Below are 15,535 nucleotides of genomic sequence, written 5' to 3'. Positions count from 1 at the left end.
TTAAGTAAAGTGCGCAGAGGCAAAAATGGGTAGATCAATAAAATTTGATAGGGCTGTTGCCGTAGAAGCATGCATGAACGAATTTTGGTTAAACGGTTATGAGGCCTGCTCAGTAAAAGCCTTATCTGAAAAGCTCGGCATTACCCGCTCAAGTTTTTACAATGCCTTTGGCTCTCGCCAAGATTTGTTCCTAGAAACCTTAGATTTATATGCGACCAAAACGCCTGACCAAGTATTAAACCATGCTGAATCTGCTCACTCTGTTCTAAGATTATTAAACGATTTTTTTGCCGATGTTTGCCGCTTTAGAGCCAGCGACCCGAAAGCTCGCGGTTGTTTGGTGATCAACTCAGTTTCTGAGCTAGCGGCGGTTGATGAGGAATTGGGTGAGAATCTACAAAGTATGGTGTTAGAAAACGTTTCACGTTTTGAGCGTTTACTCGATCTAGCTGTCGCTAAGGGCGAGTTACAGCATATTAATGTTCATGAGAAAGCGCTAGCCTTGCAAAGCCTGCTGATGGGGGTAAGCGTGTTATCAAAAGTGCTTACTAGCGAACAAGAACTATTAGCCATTGTTAGGCAAACGCTGACTGGCTTGTTTCCCTCCAATTAACCACCGCAAACACTATTTAACAGCACACACTCCATTTTACACTACCCAGGATCAACTCATCATGGCCAATCTATTCGCTAAACTTCCTACAGATGTAAGCCAAGAGCACTTTAACGATTTGCTAAAAAGTGAACATGTTCGAGTTGAGCGAATAGTATCTTATGGGCAAAGCTCCCCTGAACAAGGTTGGTATGACCAAGATGAAAATGAGTGGGTAATAGTACTAGAAGGCTCGGCCACCTTAGCTTTTGAAGGCGGTAAAAGCCTTGAATTGGACAAAGGCGACTATCTGAATATTCCCGCACACCAAAGACACAAAGTACTTACCACAGCTGCCAAGGGCGCAACCATTTGGTTAGCTATTTTCTACCGTTAAACCGCTGACAAAAAAGCCGCCGCAAGCGCTTAAAAATACGACCTAGCGCAATAATAGGGCTGCATTTTTGGCTTATGTTTAAGCAATAAGGTGCAGTTAACTGTGGGAGAATAACCATGTTTACCGTAACTAGAGTGGCAGATAACCGTTTAGACATTGAATTTGGTGGCAAGCTTGATAGCGAACAAATGAAGGCGGCCTTGGACGAGTTAAGCAGTAAAGCTGTAGATATTGAAAATGGCTTAATGCTTTATCGTATTGAAGACTTTGCTCTGCCGACCTTAAGTGCAATTGCCGTTGAGTTATCCCGTATCCCAGAATTGTTTAAGTTGATCCGCCGGTTTGAACGTGCTGCAGTGTTGTGCGACAAGCAATGGATACAAACCATTAGTGAGTTGGAAGGTAAGCTCATTCCTGGCTTGAGCATTAAAGCCTTTGATATGAACCAAGTGGACCAAGCTGAATGGTGGCTGGCTAACCCTTAAACCTCGCAGGGTTCTTACAAATCTTTGCTATTCAAGTTTTACCTTTGCTGCTAGGGTTTAGCTATCTCGCCCAGCAGCTAATAAGGTTTATTCATGCAAGGTCAATCTGTTTATTTGTCTCGCTTTATTCAAGCATGCTATGTAGCCGCCAGCTTGTTGGTACCGTCGGTTTTTGCTAATGATGTCACCATTGTCGCCGCAGAATTTACCAAAGACGGCCAACGCACTTGGAAAGTAGATGTCTCTTTGCTGCATGAAGATAGCGGTTGGGATCATTATGCCAATATGTGGCGAGTGGTAGATGCTAAAGGCACGGTATTAGGTGAGCGTGAATTACTTCACCCCCATTTTAACGAGCAGCCTTTTACTCGCAGCCTGAGCAATGTACCTCATCCAGAAGTGGGCTCTATCGTTTACATTGAAGCTCGCGATAAAGTTCATGGTTGGTCACCGCAACGCTTCGAAGTAGATTTAAGCCAAGCTCAACAAGGGCATTTGCTTATAGAAATGCCCAAGTAAGCGTTGGTAGGGGAGTTATGCTTGTAGAGCTAAGTGGCTTATTAACGCTTCTAGTTCGTCAAAACTCTTTAACGACTGCATAGATATTTGCTTGTTGCCATTCACCACAATAGTCGGCGTTGATCTTATTCTATAGTCACTCGCGAGTTGGTTGTAAGTGTTAACTTTTGCTTTTACTTCGTTGGCTTGGCAGCTACTCATAAAGTCGTTCATGTTTACCCCACAATCCGCTACCACTTGTTCTAGTTCTTGTACGGTTTTTGGTGCACCTGCTGCGCTAAAGTGGATCTTCTTCATCAGTGCTTGGCTAAATTGATGTTTTACGCCTAAATGCTCGGTGGCCGCCATTGCTAATTGAATCTCGCTAGCCATTGGGCCACCAACCGCTAGCGGAACATCTACCATGGCAATGTTTAGCTTCTGAGCAATGTTAGCAATGGGCTCGTGCACCATGGCACAAGGCGCGCAATAGTGAGTATAAAACAAAGTAATGCTGGGTTTTTCGCTAGCTGGCTGTTTTAACGTGGTGTAATGACGATTTTCAGTAAAATCGGCAGCGGCTGTTTTGCTCAGAACCGCAGAGCCACTTACAAGGAATAGCGAGGCGATAAAAAAAGACGATAGTTGTTTAAGCATAGAAGGTGTTCCTAGAGTAAACCCAAGATAGATTCAGTAAGGCTTGGGCAAGTTGATAGTTAAATATCTGTTTCGAACAGGGAGACGAATGAATTAGGTTTGAATGTTATTCGTTATTTTATTAAGAGCGGCCGACCACACTAAGTAGTTCTTTGAAAACAACTCTATTGTACCTCTCTTGGGACAACCTATCTCTGCAGGCGTGTGGGTATTTACGTCGTTAATCTGACGGTAATCAAAGTAATCCCCAAAACGGGCTTTGGCTTTTCGAATACATTGAGCTTGTGTAAAGCCTGCGTAATGGGGGCGGCCGTGACCACTGCCAGATTGGCGAGCGGGGTTAAATGCTTGTTGCCCTAAAGCAGTCTCTAGTTTGATGAAGTTTTAGTTTATGATAAATAGACATTTAACGGTTTTTACTGACTTTTAACGTATTTATTGCCGCGTTTTCCTACTTATTTTGTTTAATTATAAAAATAAACATTGCCACAATTTGTTCGCTGTTTGTGTGTTAGGCTGATGCCGGAAAGGAAGCAAGCAGAACAACATGGATATTCAAAAAATACTAAATGTGGGGGCCGAAGGGCACTCATTTGCAGCCGTTAGTCGTATACGTCTCACCAATATCATCACCCTAATTACCACCATTATTTCTGGTGTATATTCGTTAAACTATTGGTTACTGTTAGACAATACACAGGTAGCTTTAATCAATTTTGGTTTCACCTTAGCCTATCTCGCGACTATCGCTTTTATGGCTAAAGGTTATGTATCGGGGGCTAAGACCTGGTTTTTTTCTGTGCTGATGGTACATCTGCTTATCTGCACCAACGTGTATGTAACCAATGCTAGTGGCTTTCACCTTTACTACTTTTTAGTGCCAACCGGTGCATTTTTGCTGTTTGAATTGCGCCAGCGACGAGAAATGCTAGCGCTGAGTGCTGCCTCCGTAGGCTTATTTCTATATTGCGAAAATACGGCCAATTTAACACCGCTAATTGAATTAGATGCTGCCACCAATCATTTGCTTTATCAGTCAGTTGTATTGGTGAACATGATTGAAGTGGTGTTTGTTTTAACCATTTTCGCTCGGCAAATCGAAGCCAATGAACAGCAACTCACACTACAAGCCTCTACCGATTCTCTCACTGGCTTGGCCAACCGCCACTGTTTTTTTGCTCAAGGCAATGCCATGTTGCAGCAGTCGCATAAACTTCATCAGCCTTTTAGTTTGGTATTGCTAGATTTTGACTATTTTAAAAGTATTAACGATCGCTATGGGCACATAGTGGGGGACTTGTGCTTGGTTGAAATAAGCAAAGAGGTAAAAGCGATTTGCCGCGAACAAGATTTGTTTGCACGGATTGGCGGCGAAGAGTTTGTGATTGCTATGCCAAACACTGGGCTCGAACAAGCGCAGCAAGCCGCCGAGCGGATGCGAGAACGCGTATCAAAGCACATTATTCCCATTGTTGGCGAGAAATCCTTTAGCTGCACAGCCAGTTTTGGCGTGGCTAGCAGCCTACGTAACCAAGCGCTAAAAGAAACCCTTCAACAAGCTGATAAAGCGCTGTATTTAGCCAAAGAGCATGGGCGTAACTGTGTGCAGCTATATACTGCATAGTGAAGCGGCTTGCCTCTATATTTTACCGTTTAAAATACTCCCTAAAGTGTTTGTTGGGCGAGGGCGTAAGGTGTCTATTTTTACTTAGGGAGTTATTGTGAAAGAAATTACAGGGATTAATCATCTAGGGTTGAGAATTCAGGATCTTGAGCAATCAAGAGCATTTTACGAAAAGCTTGGCTTCGTATTTTTAATCGGCCCGGTAGGGCCAGAGCCTGTTGCTATTATGGAGCATCCATCAGGGGTTAACATTAACTTTATCCTCAATGCCAACTCAGGCGTTTTGCACAATGTACTGATGGATGTGCCAGAAAAACACCCTGGTTATACCCATGTCGCCTTAACCGTTTCTGATATCGAATCGGTAGAGGCATCTTTGAAGAGTGAAAACATTCAAATCAGTGAGGGGCCAATTACTCTGGATAGTGGCGCGGTGATGCTATTTGTACGAGACCCAGATAAAAACGTTATAGAGTTTCATCAAAACCCACGCGCATAGCCCAAGCTAAGATCTCATGAGGTGGCAGTTTTCGGCTGAAAACTAGTGTGGGGGCAAACGATAGATTGCACCTAAAAGCCTCAGCCTTACTGTTGAGCGTTTTCCCTATATTGACTACAATGACGCACTTTTATTTACCTTGAGCCCAAGCCATGAGCAATAACGAATCACAACCTACTTTACCTGATCGCCTGTCAGGCAACCCTCGCAGCCCGCACCATGTAGCGGAAGTGTTTGAGCACGACATCGGTATTAAACTGAACGGTAAAGAGCATTTTAATGTTGAGGAATACTGCATTAGCGAAGGTTGGGTAAAAATTCCGTCTCCTAAGGCATTAGACCGTCGTGGTCAGCCGTTAATGGTGACGCTAAAAGGCACTGTTGAAGCCTTTTATCTTTAGTCGAACGGCTAAATTTTTATAATTATTGCTAAGGCTAAGCGGTATTCACTTGCTTAGCCTTAGCTTTCTATCAACTCAGTCGTCAGCCCTTTAAGCGTTAAGCATACTTAGTACTATCGTTGGCATCGCCATCTACTCACCAAACTTTCTACCAGTTTTTGCCAAACTAAATGGGCATTTCCTCTTAACGTATTAAACAAACTCCGTGTTAATCTTGTGAGCTAGGCCACATGGCGCACAAAGCTAACGGAGTAGTAGCAATGTTAGGCATTAATGATTTCTGGTTATTTGTGGTGTCGGGAATACTGCTTAATCTCATTCCAGGTCCCGATTCTCTATACGTTGTTGCACGCAGTGCTAGCCAAGGCTTTAAAGCCGGCTCGGTAGCGGCTTTTGGTATTGGTGCAGGAACATTTGTACATATTAGTGCTGCCGCATTTGGGCTTTCTGCCATTCTTGCGAGTTCTGCTGCGGCCTTTACCGTTCTAAAAGTAGTGGGTTGTATTTATCTTTTGTACATGGGGCTTTCAATGGCTTTACGTAAAGAGCAAAGCCAGCCTAAAGCCGAACAACTCAGTAGTACGGGTTACGCAAAAATATTTCGCCAAGGCTTTCTTACCAATAGTTTAAACCCAAAGGTGGCGTTGTTTTTCTTGGCCTTTGTTCCCCAATTTATCGATGCAGCTGAGCCTAATAAAGCCTTAGCTTTTATTGTGTTGGGCTTGGTGTTTAACCTTAATGCGATGATTTGGGGGCATATATTGGCGTGGCTGAGTGCGTCTATTTCTCATCGAGTGCAAACCAGCCAAGGGGCTAAGCGCTGGCTAAACCGCGCGTTAGGTGGAGTGTTTGCTGGTTTTGGTCTTCGTTTGGCATTTTCTGAGCTCAGTTAAGCCCGCTTGTTTGATGAATTAAAGGATTATGATGCAACGTTCTAAAAAGCAATTGCTGTTGATGATGGCATTTTTAATGCCGTTTAGCTTCTCGATTTGGATGGTATTGCTAAATAACTTTGCCATTGAAGTGGCGCAATTCACTGGGCGCGAAATCGGTATTTTGCAAAGCCTTCGCGAAATCCCGGGCTTTTTGGCTTTTACTGCCATTTTTGTATTGCTAGTGCTTAAAGAGCAAACCTTTGCCTTAATCAGTTTATTGGTGCTGGCTATTGGTATTACGCTTACCGGCTTTTTCCCCAGTGTATATGGCTTGTATTTTACTACCGTTTTAATGTCGGTGGGTTTTCACTATTTTGAAACAGTGAATCAATCGCTTACTTTGCAATGGATACCTAAAGCAGAAACCCCCGCTTTTATGGGGAAAGCGCTTGCTGTTAAAGGTGCTGCGGCGGTATTAGCTTATAGTTTGTTATGGGTATTGCTGGAATACAGTGAGTTTGAGTATGTGTCGCTGTACGCCTTGTTTGGCGGCATTACCATATTAGCGGTACTGTTTATTGCCTTGCGTTTTCCGCATTACACCGCCGAGCACGAGCAACATAAAAGGCTGATTTTACGCCAGCGTTATTGGTTGTTTTATACCTTGGTGTTTTTAAGCGGCGCGCGCAGGCAAATCTTTGTGGTGTTTGCTGGCTTTTTGATGGTCGAAAAGTTTGGATACTCAGTATCAGAGATTGCCTTACTCTACCTTGCTAACCAAGTTCTGAACATTATCTTTGCCGGTAAAATTGGCCAGCTGATTGGTCATATTGGTGAGCGCCGAGCATTAATGATTGAATACACTGGCTTGGTGTTCGTTTTTGGCGGTTATGCTTTGGTAGAAACAGCAGAGTGGGCGGCAGGATTGTATATTATCGACCATCTATTTTTTGCAATGGCGATTGCGATTAAGAGCTACTTTCAAAAAATTGCCGATCCGGCAGATATCGCCAGTTCAGCGGGTGTGAGTTTTACCATTAACCATATAGCAGCAGTAATACTACCTGCACTATTAGGTTTTGTTTGGTTATATTCGCCGTCGTTAGTATTTTGGTTTGGCGCTGCTATTGCTGTAGCTTCACTGGCGTTCTCATTCTTGGTTCCGCGTCATCCAGAGCAACATCGAGAAACAACCTGGGCGCTTAAAACCCAGTAATTTACACCATAATGGCGATGATGCTGCCTACCGTTCCAATGGCTTTAAGCACTTGGCCTGCGGTATAAGCACCATCTTCGTTTTCTTCTACTTCATTAGGCTTGTCCATGCCTAGTGCACCATAAGCAAAAGATTTTACGCTGCTGTCTTCTTCTGCTTTATCTGTTTTTAACGGTTCTGGCATAGTGGGCTGTGCTTGCTTGGGTTCAACCGGTTTATCCATAACGGGCGCTTGTTTAGCTTTTGCCTGAGCCATGTATGCATTACTTGCTGCTGAGTTGATTGACGATATCGACACTGCTGTTCTCCGATTAAATCCCTTTAACTCTTTCTATATCGGCGGTATTGAGTAAGAGTTGAGCAACAGTTTTGTTAAACCCAAACTATTTTAATAATTTAGGTTTTAATCAATTAAATCAAAAGCTTGAAACATAAAAATAAAGCCATTGTGAATTACCTGATAATTATTGATCGTCACCATAAAAAAACGTAAATCTGATTGCTGAAAATGTTTACCCTCGCTAAGTTGCTATCAGCGCTACGGAAAGTGATGTTGGTTATGGGGTACAGCATGTTTAAAAATTTTCAGGTTTTTTCATTTATTGGTCGTTTACGCAAAATGTCCATTCCTAGGCAGGTAGTAACGGTAGTTGGGGTGATCGCGAGTACCTTTGTTACCGCCATTTTAATTGCCATTATTGGCTTAAATACCATTCAAAATCGTAATCAGGAATTGGCTAGTCATTCGTTAGTTGCTTTGCAAAACGCCTCTGATGCCGAAGCTGCTTATTTGCAAATGAATCACTTAGTGCTGGCCATTCTCACGTCAAAAGACCAGTCCCAGCTTGATGTTCTTTATGCCGATTGGCAACTGTTGCGCGATAGCACTGAGCAATTACTGGCGCAAGCGGTCACTCGTTCACAAGTGCAACAGCAAACTAACGCCGCCACTGGTTTTGAGTCTTCTCGACAAATGATAGAGCACTTGGATAAGGAATTGTCTCTGGTTTACCAAGCGCTTTCTCAAAGCTATACCGAAGAGGCTGAGTTAAAGAAAATATTTAGCCAGTTTGTTTTGCAGTCTACCGAGTTATACAACGACATGGGCTATCAAGTAGAGCCTTACGCCTTAGAAGATCAATATATTCGCGACATTTATCGAAGCTATATGTCTTCATCTCAGCGGGTGCAATTAAAGAGCTTTGAGTTGGTATCTGTAGACAGTCCTGCGGCCATTGCTAAATTATTGGAAACGATTCGTGCCAGCACTAAGCGCTTAACGAATAGTTTTGACGACCTTGGCTTTGAAGTGGAATCTATTACTAAGCATGCAGACATCACAAGTAACTGGGCGTTTTTTATCAAGCATGTAAATGAGCCACAAGGTTTGTTATCTAGGGTGCTTAAAAACCAGCAAAGCATTGAACAAGTTGGGCTAAAGCGTACCCAGCTAGAAGCTGATATCAAGGCTCAAATAGTTGAACTAAAACATTTGGTTACTAGTATTGACCAGCAAAGCACACAAATGGTAAATGATGCTGAGCAGCTCGTAACAAAGGTAAGCGTTAGCGCCAGCATTGCCGGTATTATTGCTTTGTTGGTTGCAGTTGGTTCGTGTATTTCAATCAATCGCTTGATTAAGCGGCCGATTGACGACTTAGCAACGGTAACCCGTGCGATGGCGAACGGCGACTTTACTTTGCATATGCAAAAGGGATGGAGTGGGGAGTTTGCTAAAGTGGCTGGCTGGGTGAATGAGGTAGCAGAAAATACCAATCACTCATTGAGTGAAATCGTTCAAGTGACTAGCGAGCTAGAAACCATGGCCACCAGTAACGCCAGTATTACCGGTGACATTAAAGGCAAAAACGACAATCAAAATACCAGTTTAGGCAGTGTGAGTTCGGCGATTGAGCAAATGGCTAATGCCAGCCAAGAAATCGCCGGCATTGCGAGTGACTCTTTCCAGCAAACAGAGACCGCCGATAAACGATTGAAAAGTGGTACCGCGGTTATGCAGCAAAATCAGCAAACTATTCAAGCCTTGGATCAGCACATCAATAGCACTCATGGGGCAATGGAAAGCTTACTGAAAGATATTGGCGACGTTAAAACAGTACTAGAAGTGATTCAATCAATCGCAGACGCTACCAACTTACTGGCGCTAAATGCAGCTATCGAAGCGGCTCGTGCTGGGGAATATGGGCGCGGATTTTCAGTGGTCGCTGATGAGGTGAGAATGTTATCTAAGCGAAGTGGCGAGCAAACCGAGCAAATAGCTAAAGTCATGGCGCGTTTAGAAGAACAAGCGAGTACCTCTATGCAGTTAATGGGTGAAAGCCGCAGCAAAATGGGCGATACACTTAACTTAAACAGTGAGTTGTCAGAGGCGATTACGGCGGTGAGTAAAGATATTCAAAAGCTTCGCGATATGTCGCATAGCATTAATACTGCCACCGAGCAGCAGCGAGAAGGTGCTGCCAGTATCACACAAGAAATGGGTTTGCTGGCTCAGCAAGCTAAAGAAAACAGCCTAACGTTAGATACCCTTGCCGCGGAAGGACAGCGCTTAAACGCGCTGTCTAACCAGCAAGAAAGTAATGTAGGCAAGTTTAAGTTAGTGAGCTAAAAGTGTTCACTATAATCTTGCTCGTTTAGGTTCATCACATCCCATTGGCATAGGCTCAGCATCGATTGCAGCGCAGCTTGAGCCAGTGGGCTTTGGCTGTGCAAAGCGCTATGTTTAGTATGTTGCGCCATGGTGGCTGGCGAAGCTACTGTGATAACGCTGCGCTTTTGTGTAGCTTTGGGAGCTGCGCTGTTTAAGTGGCTTACCTGGCAGCGGTATTGGTTTAGCTGCTGGTTGTTGGCATGTATGTTTACACTGGTCATGAGTTGGTTCCTCTATTACTGGTTGTTGATACCCTTATAGTTTGCGCGTTAATCGCGGAATTAAAAACAGATGGTGTTTCTTAAGTTTGTTCCTTATTTTTCTTTTTATGCTTCTTTTGAATCGGTAAATCGTGAAAATTTGAAACTATTGCGTAAAATGGGGAAGGGTCATGAAAATATAGGTGAGGGTTTTGCAACAACTTAAATTATTTAGGTACTACTTAAAACTCATTCAATTTGGTACTGAGCAGCCAGTAAAATTGGCCTTGGCCGATATTGCAACGGCGGTGAGCACTAGCCCACGGCATGCACGCACCTTGTTAAAGCAAATGGCCGACGCAGGCTGGCTAAGCTGGCAGCCCAGTGTTGGTCGCAATCAGCGCTCTAGCTTGCAGTTGCTGTTTACAGAAACCGATCTAAGGCAAAGCCTAGCGAAACAGCAAATTGCTTTGGGTGACTACGGCGCTGCGCTTGGATTGTTAAACCATGATCAGCAATGGTTTGGCCGTTTGCTTATTGCTACCTCTGGCGCTAGTCATCGCGATGGTACGCTTAATCTACAGTTAACCTATTCCCGCCAGTTCTCTCCTATTTTGCCGCATTTTTTACAGCGAAATAGCGAACGCTTTTTGCTTCGGCAGCTCTATGCCAACTTAGTAAGCTGTAACGCTGAAGGAGTAATTAGTAGTGATTTAGCCCACCATTGGCGAGTGGATAACGGAGCTACTCGCTACTGTTTTTATCTTCGCCCGCAGTTGCAATTTCATGATGGGAGCTCGATTAATGCCAGTGCAATTGTGAATTTGTTTTCAGCTTTAATGGATGATCAACAATACGCCCAAGAACTGAAGCATGTTGCTACCATTCGGGCACTAAACCCTTTAACCATCGAGTTCAATTTGTCGCGCAGTGACAAAGGTTTTGCCGGCTTATTGGCTGACCCTAAATATTCAATTCAGCCAGCGCATCAATTAGCCAAAACCCACACCAATGATAAAGAACCTATAGGCTCTGGTCCGTTTGAGTTGGTTAGCCATAACTCTCAGCGCTTACATTTGCGGGCTAACCAAACTTATCATGGCTACCGTGCCTTACCTGATGAGGTAAGTATTTGGTTTGTTGAGCGAAGTACCAGCATTAAAGAAGGTCAATATGCCTTTGCTAACAACGATAGTGGCGAGCAACAACATGTACAGCAACGCTTAGAATTTGGTTGCCAATACTTGCTGTTTAATCAACAAAATGGATCACTTAACTATGCCCAACGGCGTTGGTTAGCGGGTTATTTACAGCCAGAAAAAATTCTGGATGTTGCACAGAAAAGCTTACAAAGCTTAGCGCTAGAGCCGGCGTTAAGCTTGCTAGATATTTGGCCCGATTGTTTTAGCTTAGATGCCGAAGAAGTAGAGCTGCCTGCTCAGTTAAGCATTGGCTTCTACCAGCACGATGATTTGCAATTATATGCCGAGACGATTGCTCAGCTGTTATCACAATTAGGTGTAAGCACCGAGTTAAGTGCTTACTCTTATGCTGAGTTGAATCAAGCTGCTCACCACGGAACACTAATACAAGATATCGTGATTACCAGTTATAACCTCGATGACAATCGCCCAGCCTCGGCTTTTCGTTGGCTATTTAACGACCCACTCATAAAGCATTGCGTAGGCCAGCAACATTGGCAGTGGATGCAAGGACAACTCGAACAAGTGCGAGCAAACCATCATCTACAAGACTATTTCTCTGAGATGGCAGCAGTAGCTAACACCATGGTGAGTGAGTATTGGTGTTTACCTTTGTTCCATCATTGGCAGTCGCTACGTTTTCAGAATGTATTACAAGATGTGGCAATGACGGATTGGGGCTGGCCACAGATAAAAGACGTATGGACGCCACATGAGCAGCCATTAGAGAGCCAAAGTTTAGATATTCGTTGTTAGTTTAAGGAGTACTTTTCGGTTAAGAACAAGGTCAACGTTTTGTTGTGTTGCTTGATAACAATCGAGCATGGCATCGCACTTGTTGGTTTAACCTTATCACCAAGTGCCTTAAAGATAAGGGGGGGGCCGCCAGTCAGCATTCAATATCATGTTTCACTAAGTGGCGGTATAGCCCAAAGCCACCGCTTCTTAAACTACTTAGAGATGGGTAGCCAAACCTTTGTATTTTTTATAAGTTTATTGATAGAACGGATATGGGGGGATGGTGCCATGGAAAATAGGCTCATCACTCGAATTATCAACACAATAAGCGACATCAGTCGTCTCTTTGTGAACATCTAGTCCAATGAAAATGTGTTAGATGTAACCATGTCGTTTTCCTGTTCTGTTATGCCTTTGCCTCTAATAGAGTGGCTCTAGTTTAACTAAGTCTCGATAAACGCAGAAGGTCGATACTTTCACTGGGGATCGTTATGGCTATAAGCTTCCAAAAGGAATCAAGTTGAACAACTATTTTGAAAGCCCTTTTGTGGGTAAATCGTTGAAAGAACAAGTCACGAACCCAAATATCATTGTCGGTGAACACAGTTACTATTCTGGTTATTATCATAATCATAGTTTCGATGATTGTGCTCGTTACTTGCTACCAGATAGAACTGATATTGATAAGTTAATTATCGGAAGCTACTGCTCGATTGGCTCTGGTGCTGTATTTATGATGGCAGGAAATCAAGGGCATCAAAATAACTGGGTCAGCACATTTCCATTTTTCTACCAAGATAATGAAAATTTTTCGAATGCTAAAGATGGTTTTGAGCGTTCGGGTGACACGGTTATTGGTAACGATGTATGGATTGGGACTGAAGCCATGATTATGAGTGGCGTATCTGTGGGAGATGGTGCGGTTATCGCCAGTCGTGCAGTTGTTACGAAAGATGTGGCACCATATTCAATAGTTGGTTCAAATCCTGCGAAACTTATACGTTACAGGTTTACAGAAACTGAGATATCTCTGCTTTTAGAGATGAAATGGTGGGAGTGGAGCGACGATCAAATTCAAAATGCGATGGGCTTAATGTGTTCGTCAGATATCGAAAAGCTTTATGATTATTGGCAAACGTTAGTACTCTGATAATAAGGGACTGTGGTTTAACGCTATCAAGCTTTTTCCCCGATTGCTTTTGCTCACCTAAAACTCAATTATTAAGCTAACGTACTCAGATATAAAGTTAGTGATGTATATTTTGTAAGGGCTAACATGATAAATGTGTATTTGTGTTAATCCCAATAAATCAGCATGCGCACTATAGAGATGCTATTACAAGGTTGTCCGATACATCGGACTGAATTTCTAGGCAAAAATGAAAACTACTCAAAAACAAGATGACCAAATCGCAGGAATGACTTTTTCAAAGATCTACCCACTTTACGCGGCAAAGGTAGAAAAGAAAGGGCGTACGACTGAAGAGCTTAATCAGGCGATTCGTTGGCTTACTGGCTATAGTGAAGCTGAGCTAAAAGCCCATATCGAAGGTTCTGCTACATTTGGTGAGTTCTTTTCTGGTGCCATGGTTAACCCTAACTCCAGCTTAATTACCGGAAAGATCTGTGGTTATAAAGTTGAAGAAATAGAAAACCCTATAACGCAACAAGCTCGGTATCTTGACAAGCTAGTCGATGAACTTGCTAAGGGGCATACAATGGAAAAAATATTGCGTGGCTCTTAATGGAACCAAGTAACAAAGTGTTGAATCAGCCGCTTCGCATCATAATGTTAATGATTTCGTTTGTACTGGCAATAGCGCTTGGGAGTTAATGGCTTTACTCGAAAAAAACGCAGCCTAGATTTAATGGGTTTTAATTTTCCCCTTCGCTTTTCCCCCTAGGCTAGTTTTGCCATTGCAAAATGCAACGGGCCTTTTCCCTCTACATGTTTTTCTCCTAAGCTGCTGATAATTAAGAGCTAAAATTGTTGGTACGGAATTCGCTATTCAAAGCTTGAATCAAGTGGAGAATACAATGGGCGAATTACTACCAAGAATATATTTAATTATTGATGCCCTATGGCGTCGACGTTACTTAATTGCTCTACCTATTCTATTGATGCCGATTGCTGGGGCTGTTGTGTCACTAATGTCGGACAAACAATATGCATCGCATACCAGTATGTTGGTGCAGGAAACTGCCAGCCTTAATCCATTTTTAGAAGATTTAGCCGTATCGGCCAATGTAGAAGGCAGAATGGAAGCGCTGACCACCTTGTTGCATAGTCGCCACGTATTGAGCGAAGTGGCTATTGAGCAAGGCTTGATGTTTGAAACCGACAGCCCGCAACGTAAAGAACAAGTGATTGCGCGTTTATCGTCGGCCTTAACGGTTCGCCAGGTGGGCAAGGATTTGATTCGAATTGATTATAAATCAACCACTCCGCAGGGCATGAGTCAGTTATTAGAAACGGTGTCTAAACATTTTATTGAGCAGCTTTTAGCCCCTGAGCGCTCGTCTATTCAAGAGTCCGAACGTTTTCTTCGCGAGCACTTAAGTACCAGTAGCATAGAGCTTGAAGAAGCAGAGCAAGCGTTAGCGAATTATCGCACGTTACATTCTGATGGTTTGCCCGAGCAACATGCTGCAAATACAGAGCGGCTATCGCGAGTGCGCCAGCGCTTAATTGAACGCGAGGCCGAATTGGCGGGCGCCAAGCAAAGCTTAGGCAGCATTGACCAACAGTTATCTCGCACTAATCCTGTGTTAACCCGCTTAGAAGAACAAATTGTGCTTAATCGCGCTGAGCTGGCCACCCTAATGTCTCGCTACACCGAGGGGCACTCTAAAGTTCTGGCGATTAAACGGGTACTGCGCCATTTGGAGCAAGAGCGAGAAGAAGTGCTCGCATTGCCGGAATCTGCAGTAAGTAAAACCGATAGTTCTGCCTTATTACAGCAGCAAATCTCAATTACTGAATCCAACGGTGAAATGCTAATTGTGCAAGTAGAGGCCTTAATGATTGCTCGCCAGCGAGTAGACGCCTTAGCAGCAGAGGTATCGCAATTAAAAAGTTTGGCAAATTCTATACAGCAACAAATTGGCTCGGTGGGTGAGCAAGAGAAACAACTCCGCATTCTAAATCGCAATTTGCGAGTGAAACGCAGCCTGTATGAAAACATGTTAACCCGCTACGAAATGGCGCAAGTCACCGGTGCGTTAGGTGTGTTTGAGCAAGCAGACCGAATCAAAATTATTGACCGCGCTTATACCCCTAGTGGCCCGTCTACCTTGCCATTATGGATGTTTGTTGTTGCTGGTTTTGTGGGTGGCATTGCTATTGGTATCAGCTTAGCGGTGATTGCTGAGTTAACTGATTCAAGTTTACGCACCATTAAAGATATTGAAGCTATAGCTGGAGTGTCGGTGTTAAGCCGTATTCCTCCGCTTAATGAATCGCATTAAAGAGGATTACCT

General features: G+C 43.5%; 17 protein-coding genes. 14 read left to right on the top strand and 3 right to left on the bottom strand.

The features are described from left to right. Window positions 1-25 precede the first annotated feature (25 nt). The 4 genes from Q4592_RS16500 (at window position 26) to Q4592_RS16485 (ending at window position 1,993) form a co-directional block, all read left to right on the top strand. Window positions 26-613: a TetR/AcrR family transcriptional regulator gene (locus Q4592_RS16500; RefSeq protein WP_303515163.1), complete on the top strand. Its 588-nt coding sequence runs from the start codon at window positions 26-28 to the stop codon at window positions 611-613. A 61-nt stretch (window positions 614-674) separates the two neighbouring features. Continuing rightward, a complete protein-coding gene (locus Q4592_RS16495; protein WP_303515161.1) occupies window positions 675-989 on the top strand; it encodes a cupin domain-containing protein in 315 nt (104 codons plus the stop codon). A 116-nt stretch (window positions 990-1,105) separates the two neighbouring features. Further along, complete coding sequence (locus Q4592_RS16490; RefSeq protein WP_303515158.1) at window positions 1,106-1,474, top strand: STAS/SEC14 domain-containing protein; 369 nt, start codon at window positions 1,106-1,108, stop codon at window positions 1,472-1,474. A gap of 93 nt (window positions 1,475-1,567) precedes the next feature. Next, a complete protein-coding gene (locus Q4592_RS16485; protein ID WP_303515155.1) occupies window positions 1,568-1,993 on the top strand; it encodes a hypothetical protein in 426 nt (141 codons plus the stop codon). A gap of 15 nt (window positions 1,994-2,008) precedes the next feature. Here the strand turns inward: Q4592_RS16485 and Q4592_RS16480 are convergent, their stop codons facing one another. After that, window positions 2,009-2,629: a DsbA family protein gene (locus tag Q4592_RS16480; RefSeq protein WP_303515152.1), complete on the bottom strand. Its 621-nt coding sequence runs from the start codon at window positions 2,627-2,629 to the stop codon at window positions 2,009-2,011. A 547-nt stretch (window positions 2,630-3,176) separates the two neighbouring features. On the opposite strand from Q4592_RS16480, the gene Q4592_RS16475 reads away from it, so the two are divergent. The 5 genes from Q4592_RS16475 to Q4592_RS16455 all read left to right on the top strand — a co-directional run bounded on the left by Q4592_RS16475 (window position 3,177) and on the right by Q4592_RS16455 (window position 7,244). After that, window positions 3,177-4,253, top strand: a complete 1,077-nt coding sequence (locus Q4592_RS16475; protein WP_303515149.1) for a GGDEF domain-containing protein — start codon at window positions 3,177-3,179, stop codon at window positions 4,251-4,253. Window positions 4,254-4,350: 97 nt separating this feature from the next. Beyond that, entirely contained in the window at window positions 4,351-4,752 is a 402-nt protein-coding gene (locus Q4592_RS16470) for a VOC family protein (protein ID WP_303515146.1), read from the top strand. A 152-nt stretch (window positions 4,753-4,904) separates the two neighbouring features. Next, window positions 4,905-5,153, top strand: coding sequence for a DUF3297 family protein (locus tag Q4592_RS16465; protein ID WP_137675097.1), 249 nt, complete (start codon window positions 4,905-4,907; stop codon window positions 5,151-5,153). A gap of 260 nt (window positions 5,154-5,413) precedes the next feature. Then, entirely contained in the window at window positions 5,414-6,046 is a 633-nt protein-coding gene (locus tag Q4592_RS16460) for a LysE family translocator (protein ID WP_303515139.1), read from the top strand. A 31-nt stretch (window positions 6,047-6,077) separates the two neighbouring features. Next, a complete protein-coding gene (locus Q4592_RS16455; RefSeq protein WP_137675134.1) occupies window positions 6,078-7,244 on the top strand; it encodes an MFS transporter in 1,167 nt (388 codons plus the stop codon). A 1-nt stretch (window position 7,245) separates the two neighbouring features. Here the strand turns inward: Q4592_RS16455 and Q4592_RS16450 are convergent, their stop codons facing one another. After that, window positions 7,246-7,542: a hypothetical protein gene (locus Q4592_RS16450; RefSeq protein ID WP_303515137.1), complete on the bottom strand. Its 297-nt coding sequence runs from the start codon at window positions 7,540-7,542 to the stop codon at window positions 7,246-7,248. Between the two features lie 273 nt (window positions 7,543-7,815). Between Q4592_RS16450 and Q4592_RS16445 the strand changes: the two genes are divergently transcribed. Beyond that, window positions 7,816-9,873 carry a methyl-accepting chemotaxis protein gene (locus Q4592_RS16445; protein WP_303515136.1) on the top strand — a complete coding sequence of 686 codons (2,058 nt, stop codon included), beginning with the start codon at window positions 7,816-7,818 and terminating at the stop codon, window positions 9,871-9,873. On the opposite strand, the gene Q4592_RS16440 is transcribed toward Q4592_RS16445, so the two are convergent. Continuing rightward, window positions 9,870-10,136 (bottom strand): hypothetical protein, encoded by a 267-nt coding sequence (locus Q4592_RS16440; protein ID WP_303515134.1) that lies wholly within the window; start codon window positions 10,134-10,136, stop codon window positions 9,870-9,872. The two genes, Q4592_RS16445 and Q4592_RS16440, sit on opposite strands and share 4 nt — an antisense overlap. A gap of 191 nt (window positions 10,137-10,327) precedes the next feature. On the opposite strand from Q4592_RS16440, the gene Q4592_RS16435 reads away from it, so the two are divergent. From Q4592_RS16435 to Q4592_RS16420, 4 genes are all read left to right on the top strand, one after another. Beyond that, window positions 10,328-12,073, top strand: a complete 1,746-nt coding sequence (locus Q4592_RS16435; protein WP_303515132.1) for an SgrR family transcriptional regulator — start codon at window positions 10,328-10,330, stop codon at window positions 12,071-12,073. Between the two features lie 502 nt (window positions 12,074-12,575). Next, window positions 12,576-13,205 carry a type B chloramphenicol O-acetyltransferase gene (catB, locus tag Q4592_RS16430; protein WP_303515131.1) on the top strand — a complete coding sequence of 210 codons (630 nt, stop codon included), beginning with the start codon at window positions 12,576-12,578 and terminating at the stop codon, window positions 13,203-13,205. Window positions 13,206-13,434: 229 nt separating this feature from the next. After that, complete coding sequence (locus Q4592_RS16425) at window positions 13,435-13,800, top strand: DUF2200 domain-containing protein (RefSeq protein WP_303515129.1); 366 nt, start codon at window positions 13,435-13,437, stop codon at window positions 13,798-13,800. A 292-nt stretch (window positions 13,801-14,092) separates the two neighbouring features. After that, window positions 14,093-15,523 (top strand): Wzz/FepE/Etk N-terminal domain-containing protein, encoded by a 1,431-nt coding sequence (locus Q4592_RS16420; protein ID WP_303515126.1) that lies wholly within the window; start codon window positions 14,093-14,095, stop codon window positions 15,521-15,523. Window positions 15,524-15,535 lie beyond the last annotated feature (12 nt).

The sequence above is a fragment of the Agarivorans sp. 1_MG-2023 genome (assembly GCF_030548385.1).
Classification (GTDB): Bacteria; Pseudomonadota; Gammaproteobacteria; order Enterobacterales; family Celerinatantimonadaceae; genus Agarivorans.
Note: the sequence above shows the minus strand (reverse complement) of the source record. Positions and strands in the feature narration are given on the sequence as shown.

Bases quoted from the DNA above. Each gene is read 5' to 3' on its own strand.
- Q4592_RS16500 (WP_303515163.1), top strand. From the start codon at position 26: ATGGGTAGATCAATAAAATTTGATAGGGCTGTTGCCGTAGAAGCATGC.
- Q4592_RS16495 (WP_303515161.1), top strand. From the start codon at position 675: ATGGCCAATCTATTCGCTAAACTTCCTACAGATGTAAGCCAAGAGCAC.
- Q4592_RS16490 (WP_303515158.1), top strand. From the start codon at position 1,106: ATGTTTACCGTAACTAGAGTGGCAGATAACCGTTTAGACATTGAATTT.
- Q4592_RS16485 (WP_303515155.1), top strand. From the start codon at position 1,568: ATGCAAGGTCAATCTGTTTATTTGTCTCGCTTTATTCAAGCATGCTAT.
- Q4592_RS16480 (WP_303515152.1), bottom strand. From the start codon at position 2,629: ATGCTTAAACAACTATCGTCTTTTTTTATCGCCTCGCTATTCCTTGTA.
- Q4592_RS16475 (WP_303515149.1), top strand. From the start codon at position 3,177: ATGGATATTCAAAAAATACTAAATGTGGGGGCCGAAGGGCACTCATTT.
- Q4592_RS16465 (WP_137675097.1), top strand. From the start codon at position 4,905: ATGAGCAATAACGAATCACAACCTACTTTACCTGATCGCCTGTCAGGC.
- Q4592_RS16460 (WP_303515139.1), top strand. From the start codon at position 5,414: ATGTTAGGCATTAATGATTTCTGGTTATTTGTGGTGTCGGGAATACTG.
- Q4592_RS16455 (WP_137675134.1), top strand. From the start codon at position 6,078: ATGCAACGTTCTAAAAAGCAATTGCTGTTGATGATGGCATTTTTAATG.
- Q4592_RS16445 (WP_303515136.1), top strand. From the start codon at position 7,816: ATGTTTAAAAATTTTCAGGTTTTTTCATTTATTGGTCGTTTACGCAAA.
- Q4592_RS16440 (WP_303515134.1), bottom strand. From the start codon at position 10,136: ATGACCAGTGTAAACATACATGCCAACAACCAGCAGCTAAACCAATAC.
- Q4592_RS16425 (WP_303515129.1), top strand. From the start codon at position 13,435: ATGAAAACTACTCAAAAACAAGATGACCAAATCGCAGGAATGACTTTT.
- Q4592_RS16420 (WP_303515126.1), top strand. From the start codon at position 14,093: ATGGGCGAATTACTACCAAGAATATATTTAATTATTGATGCCCTATGG.